Below are 15469 nucleotides of genomic sequence, written 5' to 3'. Positions count from 1 at the left end.
AGACCCCCGGGCCTGGCGCGGCCGGTCGAGCCCAGGCGGCTCCGGCAGGGATCGGTGCCGTCGTCGGCGTGGTGACGGCGCGGTTCACGCGGGACGTGGACCGCGGCCGGGCGGGTGGCCGGTGTTGGTGCGGCGGCGGGTGGGGGTGCGGGGGCGGTAGTGCTCTTCGGCGAGGTGGTCCGCCGCGATGGAGTCCAGGCTGGTCCGGGTGATCTTCTCGGTGCCGTTCAGGAGGGCTTCGATGGCGGCCTGGCGGATGAGGCGGGCGAGGCTGCCGATGCGGCCTGCGGTGCGCTCGTGAAGATAGGGAGCCAGGCGGGGCAGGCTGCCGGGCCGGTGCGCGTGCAGATCGAGGGCGTTTTCCATGGCGGCGATCAGGTCGCGGAAAGGTTCGCTGCCCGCGTGGCGGGCGGGCAGGACCCCGCAGTCGATCAGGGAGGCGCGTCCGGCGAGCTGCGCGCCGCGGACCCCGCTGAACAGGGCGGTGCCGGTGACGTCGATCCCGGCGTAGACGAACGTCGCCCCGACGCGTTCGGTGATGTCCTTGAGCCAGTCGGCGGCTTCGGCGCCGCTGGTGGTGCGGGGGTTGAGGCGGTGGATCTCGTCGAGCAGGACGAGTTTCACGCCGGCGGCGGTGTAGGTGTGGCAGACCGCGGTGGTGATCTGGGCGGTGGTCATGCGGGTGGTGACGGGGATGCCGAGGTAACGGGCGAACTCTGCGCCCAGGGATTTGGCGGTGGCGGCGGGCGGCACCAGGACGTAGGCGACCGGCACCGTGTCGTCGCCGGGGGCGGCGCGGCGGGTGTGGGCGAGGTGGCAGGTGCGTCCGACCTGCAGCAGTGCGGTGGTTTTGCCGGTGGTGGCCGGTCCGGTTAGGATCACCGAGGGCCGCGCGGTGACGCTCTGGTGGCGGCCCAGGATCATCAGGGTCCGCACGCTGGTGGCCAGGGTGTCGATGGCCGGGGTCCGCACGGTGACGAACGCGGAGTGGTAGGCGAGGCGCTGCTCCAGGCTGCGCGGTGGGTCACCGGGCGCCGGGGGAGCGGGTGCGGGGGCGGCGGCGAAGCGGGCGAAGCCGTTCCAGGTGGTGACCGCACCCGGCTCGGTATCGCGCTGCACCGCGTCCGCGGGGGTGCCGGTACCTGGGGTGTTCACCACTGGTCGGCCTCCGATTGCGCGTCGTACAGCACGAACGCCCCGGCGTGCGGGGCGCCTTCGTCGTGGGGTTCGCTGTCCTGGCCGCGGTGGCCGGCCTGGGCGGCGGCTTGAAGGCTGTCGCCGCCGTCCTGCTCGGCCGGCCGCGCCGATGCGTGGCCGCCGGTCGTGTCGGGTTTGGTCGCGGGGGCGGCGGTATCCGTCGCGGGCAGGCGCTGCGAGGGTGTCTGAGGGGGCACTGCTGAGGTGGCGGGTCGGGCTTGGCGCAGGAGTCGGTCGAGGGCGTCGGCGAGGTCGGCCTCGTGGCGGTCGCGGTCGGCGCGCCGGGCGAGCGCGGTCTGGATGTGGCGCCAGACGCGGTCGTTGAAGGGCTGGTGGACGTGGTCGCGGTGGATCCACGGGATCTCGTGGAGGTGGCCGTCGGGCAGGCGGATCCAGATCTGCCGCAGGTCGTGGGGGTGGGTGTGGATCTCCCACCGGCCGCGCCGGGAGGCGGTGGGGGAGGGCTGGCCGCGGTGGGCGTTCAGGCACGGGTGGTCGTAGGTGCGGTGGTCGATGCGGATGCCGCGGTCGGTGACGGCGTTCCAGCGCACCGGCAGCAGTTCGAGCCAGTCGGCGCGGGTCAGGGTCAGCGGCACGTACCCGGTGATGCCGAGCAGGGCGCCCCACATCTCGTTGGGGGTGAGCGCGGTCTTGGGCAGGACGGGGTGGCGCAGGGCTTCGTGCGGGTGGTTGTGCCAGCACACGGTGATCCATTCGTCGAGGAGGTCCTGTAGCTGGGGCAGGGTGAAGCGGGCTTCTGCGTCCGTGCGGGGGCCGCGGCGGGTGGGGTTGGAGCCGGTGTAGCCGGCGATGTGCTGCAGGAGCAGGGTGTTGATCGCGCCGAAGGTCCGCTCGACGGAGCCCTTGGCGGTCGGGGTGCGGGGCGGGGCGGGCTGGACGCTGGTGCCCAGGGTTTCGCAGGCGGCCAGGAAGGCGTGGGAGATGAACACTGCGCCGCGGTCCACCACGATCGTCTCCGGGACGACGACGGGGCGGGCCGCGGCGTGCTCCAGGCGCTGGTCCAGTGCGAGCAGCCGCTGGTAGGGCAGGTTGGCGTGGGCGATGGCCAGCGCGGCCGGCCAGGTGGGCCGCAGCGGGTGGGGGACGGCCATCTCGGCCAGGAGCAGGGCGGCGTCGACGGCTTTGGTGCCTTCCTCGCACAGCACCGCGGCCAGGATCGAGCGGGTCGCGACGTCGACGGCGATGGTCAGCTCGGGCCGCATCGGGCGGCCGTCGGCGGCGACGACCATCACGTCCAGGCGGGTGGTGTCGACCTGGACCATCTCACCCGGCCGCAGGGCCACCGTCGCGGTGAACGGGCGGGCGGGGGTGGTGGCGGTGCGGGCGGGACGGCCCGGCAGCTCCATCGGGTCGGCCAGGGCGTGGACCAGCCGGTTGAACGTCGAGGCCGGCGGCAGGGCAACCGCGCCGGGGCCGTGCGCGTCATCCAGGATCTGCCCGGTCACGGTCCGCAGCCCGGTCAGGGTCCCCTTCGAGCGGCCGCGCTGGCGCCGCAGGGCTTCCAGCACGGCGGTCACCACCCGCTCGTCCGCGCGGCCGGTGCGGCTGGAGGGCCGCCGGCTGCGCTGGTCGACCAGCCCCCACAGGCCCTGCGCGCGGTAGCGGCGCCGCATCCGCCGCACCGTGGCCGCACTGGCCTGCGGCCAGCCCAGCGAGGCCAGTTCGTCGGCCTTGGCGCGTTCCCGGTCCGCCAGCAGGCGCGTGGCGGGGTCGTACTCGGGCCTGGGGGTCCCGCCGCTGCCGGGTCCGCCGGGCAGGCCGGTCTCGACTTCGCGGATGTGCCGCTGCCAGGCCAGAGCCCGTTCCCTCTCCCGCGCAGGCGCGCTCTCGAACAGCCCCCACTGCGGCGTGGGGGCCGGCCCGGCGGCGTCGACGAACTCGAAGGCGGGATCGGCGAACAGGTGGGAGGCCAGCACCGACGCGGTGCCGCCGTCCCGCCCGGCCAGCCGCACAGTGGCACCCACCACGGCCACCACCTCCCAGATGCGGCCCTCGAACCTCACCCGGGCACCCAGCTCGGCCCGCCGGGGCCGAGGCGTGCCACGCGCCGCGGGCACCTCGCCGATGTCCGGGGCGGCGACTGTGGCGTCTGCGACGGGTGCGGTCGTGGCGGTGTCGTCCGCGGGGGCGTGTCCGCTCACCACTGCTCGGCCTCCAGACCAGCGTCGTACACCGCGAACACGCCCTGGCCCGTTCCCGGTCGGCCGTACACGCCGCCGTTGTCGAGGGCGTCGAGGTTGTCCTCGCCGGTGTCCCACTGCGCCGGCGCGGTCTGAGCCGGTGTCGGTGTCGTCCGCCCGGCATCCGATGAGCGGCCTTCGTCGTCACCGCCCGCACCGGTCCGGCGAGCGTGCCCGGCCGCAGTCGCGCGGTCCGGCGAGCGTGCCCGGCCGCAGTCGCGCGGGCCGGCCGCTCCGCCAGGCCCCCGTCCGGGAGGGCGACGGATCTGGTGGCGGGGCCGGTCCGGGCGCGTGCAAGGAGCTGCCCGGTGGTGTCGGCGAGGTCGGTCTGGTGCTGTGCGCGGGCGGTCCGCTGCTCCACGGCTTGCCCGGCCTGCCGCCGCACGGCGTCGTCGAAGGGCCGCTGGACGTGGTCGCGGTCGATCCACGGCACTGCGTGGAGGTGGCCGTCGGGCAGGCGGATCCAGACCTGCCGCAGGTCGTGGGGGTGGGTGTGGACCTCCCATTTCCCGCCGCGGGAGGCGACCGGGGAGGGCTGGCCGCGGTGAGTGTCCAGGCACGGGTGGTCGTAGGTGCGGTGGCCGATGCGGATACCGCGTTCGGTGACCGCCTGCCACCGCGCCGGCAGCAGTTCGGGGTAGTCGGCACCGGTCAGCGGCAGTGGCACGTATCCGCACCAGGCCACCAGCGCGCCCCACATCTCGTTCGGGCTCAGGGCCGCGCCGCTGATCGCGGGGTGGCGCAAGTCCTCGTGGCTGCGGTTCTGCCAGCAGGCGGTGATCCATTCGTCGAGCAGGTCCTGCAGTTGCGGCACGCTCCACAGCGCCTGGTGGACGCCGCCGTGCCCGCGCGGGCCGGTGGCACCGGGCGGGCCGGCGATGTGCCGGGCGAACAGCGTGTTCAGGGCGGCGAGGGTGCGCTCGGCGGCGCCCTTGGCACCGGGCCTGCGGGGCGGGGCCGCCTGCACGCTGACGCCCAGGGTCTGGCACGCGGCCATGAAGGCACCGGACCCGGTGGTGCCGGCGCCGTCGACGACCAGGGTCTCGGGCACCATGACAGGCCGTGCAGCGGCCGCCTCAAGCCGCGCGTCCACAGCCAGCAGCCGCTCGTAGGGCACGCTGGCGTGCGCCATCTGAAGCGCCGTCGGCCAGGTCGCGCGCACCGGGTGCGGCACCGCCATCTCCGCCAGCAGCACGCCGGGATCCACCGGCCCGCCGCCCTGCGCGCACAAGCCGGCGGCCAGGAGGGAGCGGGTCGCCAGGTCCAGCGCGATCGTCACCTCCACCGCCACCGCGCGCCCGTCATCACCCACCGCCGTTACCTCCAGGCCGGCGGTGGCGATCTGGACCCTCTCCCCGGGCCGCAGCACCGGCTCCGGCGCAGGCCCCCGCCGTGTCGCGGTGGCGGTCCGGGCCGGGCTGCCGGGCCGCGCCAGCGGATCGGCCAGGGCGTTCACCAGCCGGTACAGCGAGGAGCGGGCCGGCAGTTTCACCTGCCCCGGCCCGTGGGTGCGGGTAAGGATCTGCTCGGTCAACTCGATGATCTGCCGGATGCTCGTCTTCGGCCGGCCGCGCCGCAGGCGCAACGCCTCCAGCACCGCGGCCGCCACCCGCTCGTCGCCGCGCCCCCGGCCCGCCGTCTGCCGCATGGAGCGCTTGTCGACCACGCCCCACAGCCCCTGCTTGCGGTAGTCCAGGCGCATCTTCTGCACCGTGGCCCGGGAGACTCTGGTCCAGCCCAGGCCGGCCAGTTCGTCGGCCTCGGCCTGCTCGCGCTGGGCCAGCGTCCACCGAGCCGGGTCGTACTGCGGGCGGGGCACGCCACCGTCGCCGGGGGCGCCGGGCAGGCCGGTCTCGACCTCGCGGATGTGCCGCTGCCAGGCCAGAGCCCGCTCCTGCGCGGGAAGCGGAACGCTCTGGAACAGCCCCCACTGCGGCGCCCCGGCCCGCGGCACCCCGACCACCTCAAAGCCCGGGTCGGCCAGCAGCACCGTCGCCAGCACCGAGGCCGTGACCCCCTTCTCGTCGACCAGCCGGACCGTGGCACCCACCAGGGCGCCGACCTGCCAGGTGCGGCCGTCGAAGACCACCTGCGCACCGGGCTCCAACCGCCGCGCCCCGCCGCTGCTGCTGCTCACCGCGCGTTGTGCTCCCGCTCCTGGCCGCGTTCCTGTTCTGACGTCTGTGCCGTTTTCCCCGGGCCGACGAGGGACCGGTGATGCAGCGGCTGGTCCAGCGCCACGTCCAGCCGCCCGGCCCACAGGGCGTGGAAGACGGCGGGCAGGACCGCGATCGGGTCGCCGCACGCGGCGGCGCCTTCCTCCAGCGGCCGGGGCTCGGCGAACACCTCCTGCACAGATGCGGCCAGGCCGGGGGTGCCGGCGTTGCGGGGGTGGCGGTAGCCGGCAAGCCACCGCAGGTTCGCCGCCACCACCGCACCGGGCAGCGCCAGGCGCCGGTAGGACCAGCCCACCGCCGTACACGCCGCGTCCACGATCTGCGCGGCCCGCAGCGCCCGGATCCCGCCCGCGTCCGCGGCGGCGGGGCAGTCGGCCAGCAGGCCGCTGCCGTCGACGCAGCGCGCGAACAGTTGCGGCACCCACGACCTGGGCCGCCCGTCACCGGGGTCGCGCCACACCAGGCGCACCGGCCGCGCCGCCAGCCACGTCACTCCCGGGTCGCGGTCCAGGACCATCAACTGGGTGCGCATCGCCACCGAGCCGTGCATCACGTGCCCGCCGGTAGTCGCCGACCACCACCACCCCGGACCCCAACTGCGCCCGGGCACCACCGGGAACGGCGCCACCGGCGGCTGGTCCTCCCACCGCACCGCGGCGGCCGCCTGATCCCACCGCTGCTGCACCAACTGGCCGTCCGGGCCCGTGAAGACCGCCTCCATCCCGGCCGCCGCCCGCGCGGCTTCGGCGGGCTGCCACGGCAACGGCCGCGGCAGCGACGCTGGCGGGGGCAGGGCGGGGCTGCCGGGCGCCGGCGGGTGGTGCGTGTCGATCATGTGCTCCAGTCAAGCGTGCCCGTGCGCGCGGACCACCGAATCCGGCCAACTTCCGCCGCACACTGACCGGTTCACCCAGGCTGCCGATGATGGCGCAGGCCGGCTGCCGGTGTCAGTGCAGACCCCTGCCCTGGCGTACGCCGCCTCCCCCCGGGGCGCCGGCGGCACGGAGCACTCACTGCGGTGGTGGGGGCGCAGCGGTGTACGCGACGCCGGCGCGGCCGTGCCGGTCGCGGAACAGGCGCCGGACCATGAGCGCGCCGCCGCCTGCGTTCACGGCACCGCCCGAACGGCCCGTTCCGCGCCCGGCCGCGGACTGGGTGGCCCGCTCGGCCAGGGCACGCAACTGGACCCGTCCCGAGGCGGGGCGGTGGTCGGCGCGCAGCCACCACGGGTCCAGCCCGTACCCGCGGGGGTGCTGCTGTCCGCGGCGGATGCGGGTGAAGGCGCCCATGCACTCCAGCAGCGGCCCGGCATGCAGCGGGCCGCCCAGCACCAGCCCCGTCTGCGGGGCCTGGCCGGTGTCGGCCAGCCAGGGCCGCCCCAGCCGCGCCGTGAGTTCGCGGAAGAACGCCCCGTCCGGCCGGAACGGGCGTACCAGCCCGCCGGCCCCGTGGTCCTCCCAGATCCGTTCCTGCATGCCGGGGTCGAGCAGTGCGCCAGCGAGCGTGACCGTCTCGGGGAAGACGACCGCGTCGCGGGCGATGATCCGCCACCACCAAAACCGCGGCCCGGCATCCCCGCCCGCGACCGCGTGCAGCCGGGCCGGCCAGATCCGCTCCCGCTCCCACTGCAGGGCCTGCTCCCACCACGCGCAGACCACGGCGTGGGCCAGGGTGAACACCCGCCCCGGATCGGCCCCGGCCGCAGCCGCGACCCGGGCCACCTTCGGCCAGGCCCGCTGCGCCGCAGCGACCTCCGGGGCCGCCCGCAGATCCAGGTGGTGGTGGCGGTGTCCGTCACCGGCGGTGAGCATCCACCGCTGGTGGCGGGCACAGGCCCGCTGCCACGGCGCGACGTAGCGCACCACCACCGTGTCCTGCCCGGTACGCGCCGCCGCACACAGCGCGCACCCGTACGCCACCGGCCCGTGCTCCCCGGCCGACGCGACCTTCCACCGGCCTGCCGGTCTGCCGGACCCGGCGGTCTCGCCGCTCCGGTCCGGCGTGCCTGATCGCGGCTCGTCGTTGAACGCGGGCAGGGCACGTGCCAGATCGTGCTCGGCGACCCCGCCCAGTTGGGCGAGTAACCGCCGGCCTGCCGGGCTCAGCAGCACCTCGGCGTCGTCGCGCGGACCGCCCTCGTCCTGCGGGCGGGACCCGGACCAGGTCCACCAGGGCAGTAACGCGGCGGGTTCCATGCCGTAGCGCCCGGCGAGCCGGGACAGGTACGACCACGTTGTCTCCCCGGTCATCGGGGCGACCCGCAGCACCGCTGGCCGGAGGGCCGGTTGGGATTGGGCGGCGCTGCGGGGGCCGGCGGTCTGACCGGTTTGTGCCGGGCGCCGCTCCCGCGTCCCCGCGTCGGGGATACGGCCCGGGGGAGTGGACTCGGTCATGGTTCACCTGCTCCTGCGCTGGTGCCGGGGCGTTCCCAGGACGACGGGCGGCCGGGGAGGGTTACGGCTGGACGGGGTTCCGGGTGCGACGGATGAGTTGCTCGGTGCGTTCTCGGTAGCCGGCAAGGGCGTCGGCTCGGCCGGGCAGGAGGAGAGTGAGCGCGGTCTGGTAGGCGGCGACGGTGGGCCAGGCGGGGCTGTCGCTGTGGAGGGGCATGTGGCGGCCCCACTCGTCCCACATGGGGTCTGCCAGCGCGGTGGTCATGGCGTCCGGGACTGCTTCGACATCGAGTCCGGTGGGTGGTGCGGGCAGTCCGGCCTGGGCGGCGGATCCGAGGTGGACCAGGAGCAGTTCGAGGGCCGCGGCGGTGGCGGTGACCAGTTCCACCGCGCGGCGCAAGGCATGGTCGGGTGCGGCCTGTACCGCGTGCTGCAGTGCCGGCCAGCCCCCGGCCAGCGGGAAGCCCTCCCACGTGCCGCCGTGCCCGGCTGCGTCCCGGGCCGCGGCTGCGGTACGCAGCGCTTCGGCCTGTTCGGGGAGGACCTGGCACAGCGCGTCCAGGAGTTCGTCCTCGCCGACGTCTTCACCGCCGCCGGCGAGCAGCCGGCCCAGCACGAGGGCGAGGCCGCGGTCGACGCGCGGCAGGGGCGCGACCGCGGCCGGGTCGCGTGCGGCGGTGGTGGCGATGGCCCGCAGCAGGGCGTGCTGGTCGAGGTCCGGCACCCGGCGCGCGGCCGCCTTCGCCGCGTTGTGGCGCCGCTGCCAGCTGTTGTTGTCACGGGCGTTGCCTGCCGCTAGGAGTTTCCCGTACCGGTCGAGCTGGTCCACGACCGCCGTGCGCAACCGGGCCATGCCGCCCGGGGAGCCGTCGGCTGCCCAGCAGGCCCAGGCCGCCGCCACCGGCAGCGCCCGGCCCTGGCGGGAGGCTGCGGCCAGCCAGGCGGCCCGGGCCACGGTCTGGGGCAGCAGGTGCGAGGCGGTGCCCCGGCCGCGCCCCAAGTGCTCGCGGGGGTGGGGTGGCAGGTAGTGCGCTGCCCGCCACCGCTCCAACTGCGCCTGGGAGACGGTCAGTCCGAGGCCGGCGAGTGCGGCGATGAGCGCAGCGTCGGCGCCGGAGGGCGCGGAGCGGGTCACCTGCCTCAGGTTACAGCCCCGCGAAGTGTCGGGCAGTAGCCGTCCGGCGGTGTGAGGAGATGGCATCAGGTGCCGCGTACAGCGGCGCCGGGAAAGGAACCGATCACCATGCCGGCCACTACGCCGACCGCCTTGACCGCCGTGCTCGCCGGTCTGCCGCCTGCCGCCATGGCGCTGTTCCTGCTGGCGCGCTGGGGCCGGCCGCTTGTCCTGCTGCTCGGACTGCTGGCGTCCCTGCGCGGGGTCCGCGGCGCTCACCGGGCGGCGATGTTCGGTCAGTTCGCGCAGGCCCTCCACCGATGCCGGAACCGCCCGCCGGACACCTGACGCGGGGATCCGATGTCACTGTCACTCCTGCGGCGGAGAAGCTCGCCGGTCTGCGGAGACCGCCCCATCGGGGATGGAAGCTGTCCCCCCTACGCCGGGGGCGGCGTGACAAGGCGCGTTGTCCGCGGGTCGACGTCGGAGGCGCAGGCCAGGGTCGGCAGGTCGTAGTCGGGCAGGCCGTTCATCTCGATCGCGGCCTGGCTGACGTGGTGTGCGCCCTCGACCGACTGGCCGTCGGCGATGGCGGCGTAGAAGCGGGCGGCGTACGTCATCGCGTCGACGTCGCCGATCGAGTCGGACATGCCGATCGCGAAAGGGACGGTGCCGATCAGCTTCTCGGCCTGAGGAGCGGAATGGCAGGAGTTCAACAGGACCAGCAGCGGCGGCTCGTCCACGGCTCCGATCGCCCGAGCGAACGCGCCGGCGGTGACGATGGCGCCCTTGTGGTGCTCGTCCACATCCTGCTCGAACGCGATGAGGATGCTCCTATGCTTGTCAAGCGGCCGGTGCGAGGTTGGTTTGAGTGATTCGTTCCGTTGGTGTGGTGGTCAGGGCGCGGTAGACCTCGCGGGCGACGAATCGCTTGAGGCAGCGCATGATGTCCTTCTTGTTCAGCCCTTCCTTGGTGCGTCGTTCGACGTAGGCGCGGGTGCGTTCGTCGAAGCGCATGCGGGTCAGGACGATGGTGTGCAGGGCGTTGTTGGCGGCCCTGTCGCCGCCGCGGTTGAGTCGGTGGCGGTGTGTGCGGCCGGAGGACGCCGGGATCGGTGCGACTCCTGCCAGGTGGGCGAACGCGGCCTGCGACCGCATTCGTTCGGGGTTGTCCCCGGCGGAGGCGAGCAGTTGGCCGGCGGTCTCGGGCCCGACCCCGAACAGCTCCAGCAGCTGCGGGGCGGCCTGCTTGACCAGCGGGCCGATCTCCGCGTCCAGCTCGGTGATCTCGGTGTCCAGTGCCTGGAGACGGCGGGCGAGGCGCCGCAACGATCCCCGGGTCGCCGCCAGCGGCCGCGAGAGGTCCTCGCCGGGTCGCAGCCGGGCCAGGGTGCGTATCAGCGCGGCCCGGTCCAGACCGGCGACCTGCTCGCGCAGCATCGCGGGGGCCGACACCAGCAGGCCGCGGATCTGGTTCATCGCCTGGGTGCGGGCCTTGACCGCGCTGCGGCGGGCGAGTCGCAGGACCCGCACGGCCTCGACCACGCCGTCCCGGCTCTTGGGGATGCCGGCGGCTCGGCCCGAGAGCACGGCCATTGCGGCGGCATAGGCGTCGATCGGGTCGGACTTGCCCTTCATCCGCCGTGTCTTGCGGTCCGGCCGGTCCACGTCGAAGACGGTGACCCCGGCGGCGGTCAGCACGCGGGCGAGCTCGGCGCCGTAGGCACCGGTGCCCTCGACGCCGACCGCGACCAGGTCGCCGTGCGAGCGCATCCAGTCCAGCAGGTACCGGTAGCCGCGGATGGTGGCCTCGAACTCGCGATCGGCCAGGTGCCGGCCGATGGAGTCGATCACGGCCGCGTGGTGGGTCAGGCCGTGGGTGTCGACTCCGCCGGTGATCCGCGGCCCGTCGTGCGTCATGCTGGTCATGTCCGTCCTTGCGTATCCGTACCGACGAGGGCGGCACGCGCCGGTCGGGCGGGTGGACAAGACAGTGACGGGGCTTATGCGACAAGCTCCTATGAAGTCACAAGCGCCCGTCCGGCCGCGTGCGTGGTGACGCCCGGATGGGCCGACACATCCCAAACAGGACAGTCGAGACGTCAGTCAGCCGAGGGGTCAGACCCACCAGCAGCGTCACCACGTCACATCCTCACTGTCAGCCGAGCTGTGGCCCGAGAAGTGGACGACGTGCGGATGGAACCGGGTGAGCCCGTTCAGAAGGATGTCCGCTGTCGCGGCCGGGTGCACCTCCAGCTTCACCAGGTCCCGGTGCGTCGCGCTCCGCACGGCCGCGAGAATCCGCTCCTGCTCCCGGCCCACCCGCAGATCGCCCTCGGACGACGCGCCCAGCAGCAGCACCCGAAGCGGCTCCGGCTTCGGCGCCCGCAGATCCCTCAACGCCGTCCGCACCTGCTGCTCCGCCGTCGACAGACGGTTCTCGAAACTCCGCCGTTCAGAAGCCGCACGCCGCTCGGCCTGCTCCTGCTCCCTCTTACGGGTCTTCTCCACAGCGTCGCGCTCGCTCTGCTCGGCCTTCGCGAGCTTCACCTGCAAGTCCGCCGCCTCCCTGCTGTGCTTGGCCGCCGTGGTGCTCCAAGTCCCGGCCTCTTTGGCCGCCTTGTTGGCGTCGTCCTCGTACCGGGCAGCGGCCCTGAGCCTGCTCTTGACGGTCGTCGGGTTGGTGGCCTTCGCGGCGGCTTCCCGCTCGCTGGTGGCCTTCGTCCGCTTGGCGGCCTCTTTGCTGCGGAACTCGCCGACCTTCTTCTCCGCGTCAGCTCGCGCTCTGGTTTTGCGTTCAAGCTGGGACCGGATGGAACTCGCGCTCATCTCTTGCCTTTCCACGTACCTGCGTCCAACGCTACGACCCACCTCGGACACCCCTTCTCGGCAAAGGAAAAGCAGGGTGCCTCGCCAAGATCCGACAGGGCGCCCGTTGACCGATCGGCCGGGGGCGCCGAGGCCCGGGCGGGAGGTATCCCGCAGATGGCTGAGGCGCGGTGCCGTACGAACCGGTTGGTCGTTGCGTTAGGTATGGAGCTCAGTGAGGAGCAGGTGGCCGTGCTACGGGATCTTCTGCGTGACGGTCGTGATCTGAAGTTCGACAGCGACCCGTGCGACCAGATCCGGTGGCGTACTGCTGCGGTCGTCTACCTCCGGGGCACGGTTCCGCCTGAGCATCACATGTGGGCGGTGTACTACCGGTGGGATCGCTACCTCGTACCCGACAACTACCCGTCCATCGCGCCGTCGGTCTTCGGAGAACACTGGGAGCCTGTACTGGGGGCGATTGGAGGCCTGCTGGCCCTGGTGGATTCCGCGCCGTCTTCCAGCACACGAAGGAGGGGCCGGCCGCGGAGTGTCCCGGTCGGCCCCTCAGCATCGGGTCCTACACCCATTCGACGCCCAGTGCAGCGAGCGCTGCCCGCTGCTCCGCGGTGAGCTTGTCGCGGCGGCTTTTGGTGTTGGAGATCCATACGCCGAGCTTCACGGTCACCGGCTCGGTCTCGCCGTCGACCGCGATCTGCTCACCGTGCCCACGCGGCACCGGCCGCTGGCCTTCCCGCTCCACCCACTGGGTGAGGGCCGCCAGGCCCCGTTGGAACGCCTGCTGCGCCCTGCTCGTCCCTTCCGCCGTGCCCCCGGCTGCCGGGGCGGGAGAGGGGGCTACAGGGGCGTTGATGCCGAGCGCGGTCAGCCGTTGCTGCTGCTCGGGCAGCAGCTGCTTCCAGGTGCCGGGTTCTTGTTGCCGCCACCGCCATTTGCCGATGTCGTCGCCGTCCCAGATGACGCCGGGTGCGAGGTGGGGCAGCCCGGCTTCGGCTTCGACGATGTCGGCCAGCACCCGGTAGTGGCGCTGCCAGTCCAGCGGCCAGGGGCAGTTCCAGTCCGGGTCGATCTCGGTGAGCTGCGCCGCGCGCACGGCGGCCCGCTGCGGGTCCTTGCCGAGTCCGTTCTTGGGTCCCTTGCGGCGGAGGTTGGCCAGGTGTTGCCCGATGGGCACCGTGGCCTGGCCTTCGCCCCACATGGCGTCCTGGCGGGGTGCGAGGTGCCCGGTGACTCGCCGGTAGGACCGGAAGGTGGCGAGCTTGTTCTCCCACGCTTCTTCGCCCGGTTCCCAGACCATGCCGGCCTCGGGGGCGTTCAGCAGTTCCTCGCGGTGTTCTTCGAGTTCCCCGGTCCGGTGGGCTTTGCGCTGCTGGTGCACCCACCGCCCGAGGGGGAAGTCCTCCGTCACTCCGACGGGCGTCTCGGTGTCGTAGGGCACGGCGTGGACGCCCGTGATGCCGTTGTCGTTCCGCCAGCGGATGAGGGCCTGGTAGCCCTGGAGCCACACCAGGGACTCGGGCGTGTGGACGCGGGTGCGTAGGAACGCCGCGATGGTGGCGGCGTCGCGGGGGGAGGCGAAGTTCAGCAGCACGGACTCGAAGCCCGCGTCGGTGTCGGCCTGCTGCTCGTCGTCGCTGTCGCTTCCGCTGCCGGCGCCGATGATCCGGCCCTGGCTGTCGCGCTTGACGTGGATCTTGCGCTGTTCGCGGCCGCGGGTGAGGGCGCGGGAGGCGAGTTGCTCGACGAGGCGCTCGTCGTGTGAGCGGAGTCCTTGAAGCACGGCTGCGAGGGGGGCGTAGCTGGCGGAGGCGACCATGTCGGTGGGGTTCTCGCCGGGTTCGAGGAAGACCGGCACGATGATCCGCGCCGTCTTCTCAGAGCCGTCGGGGTTCGGGCGCAGGGCGCGGCCGATGTTCTGGACGACCTCTACCTGGCTGCCGCGGGTGTCGGCGAAGCAGACGGCCTCCACGCCGCGCTCGCCGCGGATGTCGACGCCTTCGCCGAGCACGCGGCAGCTAGCGAGGAACGCGCGGTGCACCCGGCGGCCGTCGACGTCTATGCCGTTCGCGAACTGCCGCAGCACATCGCGGCGCTCGGCGACGGTGTGGTCGCCGCACAGCCACGCGGCCCACACCCGGTCCGGGTGTACGTGCCGGCCGGGCTCCACCTCGTCGGGCTCGGCCCCGAGAGGGGAGTCGGGGCGTTCGTCGGCCTGCTTCAGGACGTAGTCGGTGACCGGGTCGGTGTACAGGTCGGCGGCAGTCTCACCGATCTTCTCGGCGAACGCCTCGGCCTCCTCGACCCGCTGGTGGAACGTCATCACGGTGCGGAGGTTGAGGCGCGCGGCGTGTTCCAGCAGCGCGGCCTGGAGCAGCGCCAGGCGCCGGCCGCGCCGGGCTTCGTCGGACAGGCCCAGGAAGTAGTCGGGGTCCTCGATCTCCAGCACGTCGATCTCGAACCCGGCCAGTACGCCCCGCTCGATGGCCTCCGAGAGCCCCAGCTCTGCGCCGGGGAGCCAGGCCCCGAAGGTGCCCTCCGGGTCGCTGGTCATGCTAGCGATCTCCAGTTCCTTGCCGCCGTGGCCCTTCTGTAGCCGTGGCGCGGCCAGGATGCGCGGGGTGGCGGTGAGGTAGAGGCGGAAGTCCGCGGGGATGCGCGCGTTGTCGTGGATCGCCGCCCACGGCCGCCCAAGATCACCCGCCGTGCCGTGGGCCTCGTCCACGATCGCGAGCGAAAATCCGTTCATGCGCTGCCCGTAGAGCCGGTCTCCGCCCGCCAGCGCGGATTCCAGCGGCCCGCGGACCTTCTCCCGGCCCGACGGGTCCTTGGGGTCCTCGCGGTCCACGAGAGAGGCGTACGTGGCGAACACCACCGCGGGCCCGGACCCGGCCCACAGGGCGAGCTGGATCGGGTTGGTGGTGGTGCGCACCCCCAGTTCGTTCAGCACCGCGTCGTTCTCCAGGGAGCACACCGCGACCATCGGGGAGCGGTGGCCGACCGCGCGCCACGCCTGGGCGGTCTGCACGAGAAGGTCCAACGTGGGCACGGTGACGAGAATCCTGCCGTCGGGGAAGGACTCCAGCGCGCTCGCGGCGGCCATGATCGTCTTGCCCGATCCGGTCGCGGACACGATGGTGCCCCGTTCCCCCCGCTCGGGAACGGATGATCTTGCGGGGAATCCGACCCACTTCCGGAAAGCCGCCTTCTGCTTCACCTGGTGTTCTTTGAGTCGAATAGCAGACATCTTCTTACCTCCCTTACGTGGAATTCAGGCGGTCTTGTGCGGGTAGTTGTAGGGCTGGTCGTCGATCCAGGTGATGCCGTTGCACTCGTGCGCTCCGGGCATCTCCTCACCCGCTGTCCCGCCGCGCTGCGGGGTGTAGCCCTCGGGGTCGTAGTGGCCGGCCTGCCGGGTGCAGACGATGACGTCGCCGGTGGCGTACTCGATCGTGCGGGCCTTGCACAGCCCGCCGGCATCGCCCAGCGCCTGAAGGACGCGGCGGCGCTCCATGGTGTTCGGGTACGTGCGCGGCAGGACCGTCTGCCGGACGAACGCCT

The 15469-nt window shown here is 73.4% G+C and carries 10 protein-coding genes and 1 pseudogene; 1 reads left to right on the top strand and 10 read right to left on the bottom strand.

Annotation, left to right across the window (positions count from 1 at the left end; all coding sequences use genetic code 11):
* Window positions 1-84: 84 nt before the first annotated feature.
* The 5 genes from RVR_RS00060 to RVR_RS00035 all read right to left on the bottom strand — a co-directional run bounded on the left by RVR_RS00060 (window position 85) and on the right by RVR_RS00035 (window position 9103).
* Complete coding sequence (locus RVR_RS00060) at window positions 85-1119, bottom strand: TniB family NTP-binding protein (protein ID WP_237405187.1); 1035 nt, start codon at window positions 1117-1119, stop codon at window positions 85-87.
* A 32-nt stretch (window positions 1120-1151) separates the two neighbouring features.
* Window positions 1152-2831, bottom strand: a complete 1680-nt coding sequence (locus tag RVR_RS00055) for a DDE-type integrase/transposase/recombinase (protein ID WP_237404476.1) — start codon at window positions 2829-2831, stop codon at window positions 1152-1154.
* A gap of 2700 nt (window positions 2832-5531) precedes the next feature.
* Window positions 5532-6410, bottom strand: a complete 879-nt coding sequence (locus RVR_RS00045; RefSeq protein WP_202231798.1) for a TnsA-like heteromeric transposase endonuclease subunit — start codon at window positions 6408-6410, stop codon at window positions 5532-5534.
* A gap of 175 nt (window positions 6411-6585) precedes the next feature.
* On the bottom strand, window positions 6586-7968 hold the full coding sequence (locus tag RVR_RS00040) for a TniQ family protein (RefSeq protein ID WP_272933047.1): 1383 nt from the start codon (window positions 7966-7968) through the stop codon (window positions 6586-6588).
* A 61-nt stretch (window positions 7969-8029) separates the two neighbouring features.
* The gene (locus RVR_RS00035; protein ID WP_202231796.1) at window positions 8030-9103 is read right to left on the bottom strand and encodes a hypothetical protein; all 1074 of its coding nucleotides are present in this window, start codon (window positions 9101-9103) and stop codon (window positions 8030-8032) included.
* Between the two features lie 108 nt (window positions 9104-9211).
* Here RVR_RS00035 and RVR_RS00030 point away from each other — a divergent pair, with 108 nt between their 5' ends.
* Entirely contained in the window at window positions 9212-9430 is a 219-nt protein-coding gene (locus RVR_RS00030; protein WP_202231795.1) for a hypothetical protein, read from the top strand.
* Between the two features lie 89 nt (window positions 9431-9519).
* Here the strand turns inward: RVR_RS00030 and RVR_RS00025 are convergent, their stop codons facing one another.
* From RVR_RS00025 to RVR_RS00005, 5 genes and pseudogenes are all read right to left on the bottom strand, one after another.
* Window positions 9520-9888 (bottom strand): hypothetical protein, encoded by a 369-nt coding sequence (locus tag RVR_RS00025; RefSeq protein WP_237404475.1) that lies wholly within the window; start codon window positions 9886-9888, stop codon window positions 9520-9522.
* Between the two features lie 37 nt (window positions 9889-9925).
* Window positions 9926-11002 carry an IS110 family RNA-guided transposase gene (locus RVR_RS00020; protein WP_430393209.1) on the bottom strand — a complete coding sequence of 359 codons (1077 nt, stop codon included), beginning with the start codon at window positions 11000-11002 and terminating at the stop codon, window positions 9926-9928.
* Between the two features lie 216 nt (window positions 11003-11218).
* Window positions 11219-11911: a cell envelope integrity TolA family protein gene (locus RVR_RS37230; protein ID WP_237404474.1), complete on the bottom strand. Its 693-nt coding sequence runs from the start codon at window positions 11909-11911 to the stop codon at window positions 11219-11221.
* 559 nt (window positions 11912-12470) lie between these two features.
* Window positions 12471-15155 (bottom strand): DEAD/DEAH box helicase, encoded by a 2685-nt coding sequence (locus RVR_RS00010; RefSeq protein WP_202231793.1) that lies wholly within the window; start codon window positions 15153-15155, stop codon window positions 12471-12473.
* Window positions 15156-15179: 24 nt separating this feature from the next.
* Window positions 15180-15469 (bottom strand): annotated as a pseudogene (locus tag RVR_RS00005) (hypothetical protein); the annotation flags it as partial.

It is taken from the genome of Streptomyces sp. SN-593, assembly GCF_016756395.1.
Classification (GTDB): Bacteria; Actinomycetota; Actinomycetes; order Streptomycetales; family Streptomycetaceae; genus Actinacidiphila; species Actinacidiphila reveromycinica.
Note: the sequence above shows the minus strand (reverse complement) of the source record. Positions and strands in the feature narration are given on the sequence as shown.

Excerpts from the sequence above, each read along its gene's own strand:
- RVR_RS00055 (WP_237404476.1), bottom strand. The coding sequence starts at position 2,831 with ATGCGGCGCCGCTACCGCGCGCAGGGCCTGTGGGGGCTGGTCGACCAG.
- RVR_RS00045 (WP_202231798.1), bottom strand. The coding sequence starts at position 6,410 with ATGATCGACACGCACCACCCGCCGGCGCCCGGCAGCCCCGCCCTGCCC.
- RVR_RS00040 (WP_272933047.1), bottom strand. The coding sequence starts at position 7,968 with ATGACCGAGTCCACTCCCCCGGGCCGTATCCCCGACGCGGGGACGCGG.
- RVR_RS00030 (WP_202231795.1), top strand. The coding sequence starts at position 9,212 with ATGCCGGCCACTACGCCGACCGCCTTGACCGCCGTGCTCGCCGGTCTG.
- RVR_RS00020 (WP_430393209.1), bottom strand. The coding sequence starts at position 11,002 with ATGACGCACGACGGGCCGCGGATCACCGGCGGAGTCGACACCCACGGC.
- RVR_RS37230 (WP_237404474.1), bottom strand. The coding sequence starts at position 11,911 with ATGAGCGCGAGTTCCATCCGGTCCCAGCTTGAACGCAAAACCAGAGCG.
- RVR_RS00010 (WP_202231793.1), bottom strand. The coding sequence starts at position 15,155 with ATGTCTGCTATTCGACTCAAAGAACACCAGGTGAAGCAGAAGGCGGCT.